The organism is Kocuria sp. (assembly GCF_030536815.1).
Taxonomy (GTDB): Bacteria; Actinomycetota; Actinomycetes; order Actinomycetales; family Micrococcaceae; genus Kocuria; species Kocuria gwangalliensis.
Genome location: NZ_JAUNPE010000099.1, coordinates 1 through 3,144, shown reverse-complemented (window position 1 = coordinate 3,144; position 3,144 = coordinate 1). Strand labels below are relative to the sequence as shown.

The window sequence follows — 3,144 nt, the reverse complement described above, 5'->3', positions numbered from 1 at the left end:
TCAACGCCCCGGAACATCGCGGCGTCGGAAGGCCGCGATTGCCAGGGCGACCGCCAGAAGGGCGGCCGTCGTGACCCAGGTGAGGGCAGCGGCGTCGGCGACGGAATCGGTGGCCAGGCGTGCCACGTGATGGAACGGCGAGAGATCGGCAACCCATGACGGAACGTTCAGGAGCGGCCCCAGGATGGCGATGACCACCACGAAAAGCACCGGCACCCACCCGAGCACGGTGAGGCGGGGTGAGAGCGCGTAGACCAGCGCGGCAATGGACGTGAGCAGGGCCAGGGACGGAAGGTACGTGGCCCAGGTCAGCAGGAGATCCGAGTACACGGAGTCGAGCGTGATCACAGCGTCCGTGGTGGCGGCCAGGACCAGGGTGCTCAGAAACAAGACCGTGGCGGACACGACAAGTGCCAGTGCCCACCAGCCCAGCAGCCACCGCATCCGGGCGATGGGAAGTGACAACACCAGTTCGGTGCGAGTTTCCGTCTCCTCGCCGTGGAGCCGGGACACCAGGGCCACGGCGAGGGCCGCGGCACCGCATGCCAAGGTGGTCATGGCGAGATCCAGATAGCCCTGAACGGCGCGGTCCGAGCCACCCATGAGCGCCTGGTAGGACGGCGGGAGGTCCCCGAACGAATCTCGCATGGACGGCGCCAAGGTTCCGTAGGTCACGGCCAGGAGCACCAGGGCAATCAACCATGTGAGGCTGGAGGTTCGGGTGAGCCGGAGCCCGAGGCCCAGCGGCCCGCGCAGGTATCCGACGGCGTGGGCTCGCCCGGAGCGTTGCGGCAGCAGCCCGGCATCCAGGTCGCGGCGCGACTGCAGGGTCATTGCGGCCAGGGTGAGCACCAGGGAGAGCCCCACGGCCGGCAGGAGCGGCCACCAGCGTAGCTCCACAAAGGCGCGCGTCTGCATCGCCCAGGCAATGGGTGAGAACCAGGAAAGCCAACTGCCGTGCATCTCCATGATGTCGCCGACCCCGCGCACCACCACTGCCGCCCCCAGCACCGCAAGTCCGAGTCCCATGGCCCCGCGGGGAGTGGAGGACAACTGCGCGCACAGCAATCCCACCGCGCCGAAGACCAATACCTGCAGGCCGATTCCCGCACCGTAGGCCACGCTGTCCCGAACGGGCAGCTCCAGGGTGAGCATCGACCCGGCGCACACCACCATGATCAAGGTGGCGGTGATGATCAGCATGAGTGTTGCCGCCGCCGGCGCTGCGTGACGCCCCACCCGGGTGGATCGCAATAACTCGATGCGCCCGGCGGACTCTTCGCCCCGCGTGTGCCGCACGGCCATCTGCAGGGCCATGATCGCGACGGCCACCACGATGAACAGCGTGTATTCATTGGCCATCATGGCCCCCACGGTGTAGTCGTCCAGGCCGTAACCGGGTCCGCCCAGGAAAATGCCACTCGGCTGGCCCATGAGGGTGGCACGCACCTGGCGTTCGGCGGGGCTCGAAAAGACTTGCGCGAGTTCTTGTCCGCCCCCGGCCAGCAGCAGCCCCACGGCAACGAGCCACACGGGCACGCGGATGCGGTCACGTTTCAGGGCCAACCGCAGCAGGGTGGCCGTGCCGTGCAGTTCGCGTGTCATGGCGCGCCCGGTTCCGCACGGTAGTGGCGCATGAACAGCTCTTCGAGTGAGGCGGGGGCAACGTTGAGTTGTCGCACGTGCAGAGCGTGCAAGCCCGGGAGAAGGTCCTGCAGGGCGGCGGGTTCCACCTGCCCGGTGATGTGGAAGCCCTCCGCCATCTCGTGCACCTGCAGATGGTGCAGGCCCATAGCGTCATCGAGCAGCGCGGGATCGTGGGCCGTGATCACATCAATGGTCACCCGGGTGAGGTGACGCATTTCCTCCAGGCGCCCCTGCTCGACCACGGTGCCCTCACGGATGATGGCCACGGTGTCGCAGAGCTGTTCCACCTCGGAGAGGATGTGGCTGGACAACAGCACGGACACCCCGTCTGCACGGCGCCGCCGAACAACCTCCTGGAACTCACGTTCCATGAGCGGATCCAACCCGGAGGTGGGCTCGTCCAGGACCAACAACTGCGCATCCGAGGCGAGCGCGGCGATCAGGGCCACCTTCTGCCGGTTGCCCTTGGAATACGCCCGCGACTTCTTGCGGGGGTCCAGTTGAAACCGCTCGGTCAGTTCCGCCACTGCCCCCTGTCGCGTACCACCGCGCATCCGGCACAGCAGGTCGATGCATTCCCCACCGGTCAGCCCGGGCCACAGGTTCACATCGCCGGGCACGTAGGCCAGGTGTCGATGGGCCTCCACCGCGTCACCCCAGGCCTGTCGACCGAGCACGGTCGCGGTCCCGGAGTCCGCGCGCAGCAACCCCAACAGGATCCGAATGGTCGTCGACTTTCCCGAGCCGTTGGGACCCAGGAACCCCGCGATCACACCGCGTGGAATCTGCAGATCCACGCCGTTGAGCACGTGCGCCTTCCCGAAGGACTTGTGTACGCCCCGCAGGTCAACGGCCAGCTCGGCGGGGTCCGCCGGTTCGACGGTTCGCGACTTTTCGCTGCCGCCGACGCCGCGCTCGCCGTGCCCCGCGCGCTCACCCGGCGGGGCGGCGTCGTCAATCGAAGTAGTGGGTGCTCGGTGACGGGGATGGGAAGGCATGATGCACGGCCTCTGCGGAACGGTTCACGAAACGTGATACCTCTATGTTGCACCCGTCACGGGGGTTTGGGAGGGTTGGAGCGGTTTTATCTTTCGTCTTCTACAGGAGTGCTCATGACCCGCCGCCAGAGAATCATGCCCGCAGCGCTGCCCTCCCACGTTGCGGACAACAACGCCTACTCGTACGGCGTGCTGGACGGGGACACGCTGCACGTATCCGGCATGGTCGCGTTCGCCCCGGACGGTTCCTACGTGGGCGAGGGCGACATCACCGCCCAGGCCACGCAGGTCTTCGACAACCTGCGTGCCGTGGTCGTTGAGGCCGGCGGCACCCTGGAGGACGTGGTCTCCACGACCACCTATCTCGCCTCCGCGGACTACGCGGGCGCGGTGGGCGAGGTGCGCAAGACGTACTTCACCGGCGACGTTCCGCCCACCTCCACGGTGGTGGTCGCCCCCATGGCGCGCGAGCAGTTCATGGTCGAGGTCTCCGCGATCG

General features: G+C 67.4%; 3 protein-coding genes. 1 reads left to right on the top strand and 2 read right to left on the bottom strand.

Going from position 1 to position 3,144, the window contains the following annotated elements:
- Together Q4E95_RS09310 and Q4E95_RS09305 are read right to left on the bottom strand one after the other, a co-directional pair.
- Positions 1-1,605 carry an ABC transporter permease gene (locus Q4E95_RS09310; protein ID WP_303383042.1) on the bottom strand — a complete coding sequence of 535 codons (1,605 nt, stop codon included), beginning with the start codon at positions 1,603-1,605 and terminating at the stop codon, positions 1-3.
- Complete coding sequence (locus tag Q4E95_RS09305; RefSeq protein WP_303383041.1) at positions 1,602-2,645, bottom strand: ABC transporter ATP-binding protein; 1,044 nt, start codon at positions 2,643-2,645, stop codon at positions 1,602-1,604. The genes Q4E95_RS09310 and Q4E95_RS09305 overlap by 4 nt, the downstream gene beginning before the upstream one ends.
- Before the next feature lie 114 nt (positions 2,646-2,759).
- Between Q4E95_RS09305 and Q4E95_RS09300 the strand changes: the two genes are divergently transcribed.
- On the top strand, positions 2,760-3,144 hold a 385-nt coding region (locus tag Q4E95_RS09300), incomplete at its 3' end, for a RidA family protein (RefSeq protein ID WP_303383040.1).

What these genes read in the sequence shown, in the direction of transcription:
- Q4E95_RS09310 (WP_303383042.1), bottom strand. Translation starts at nt 1,605, where the DNA reads ATGACACGCGAACTGCACGGCACGGCCACCCTGCTGCGGTTGGCCCTG.
- Q4E95_RS09305 (WP_303383041.1), bottom strand. Translation starts at nt 2,645, where the DNA reads ATGCCTTCCCATCCCCGTCACCGAGCACCCACTACTTCGATTGACGAC.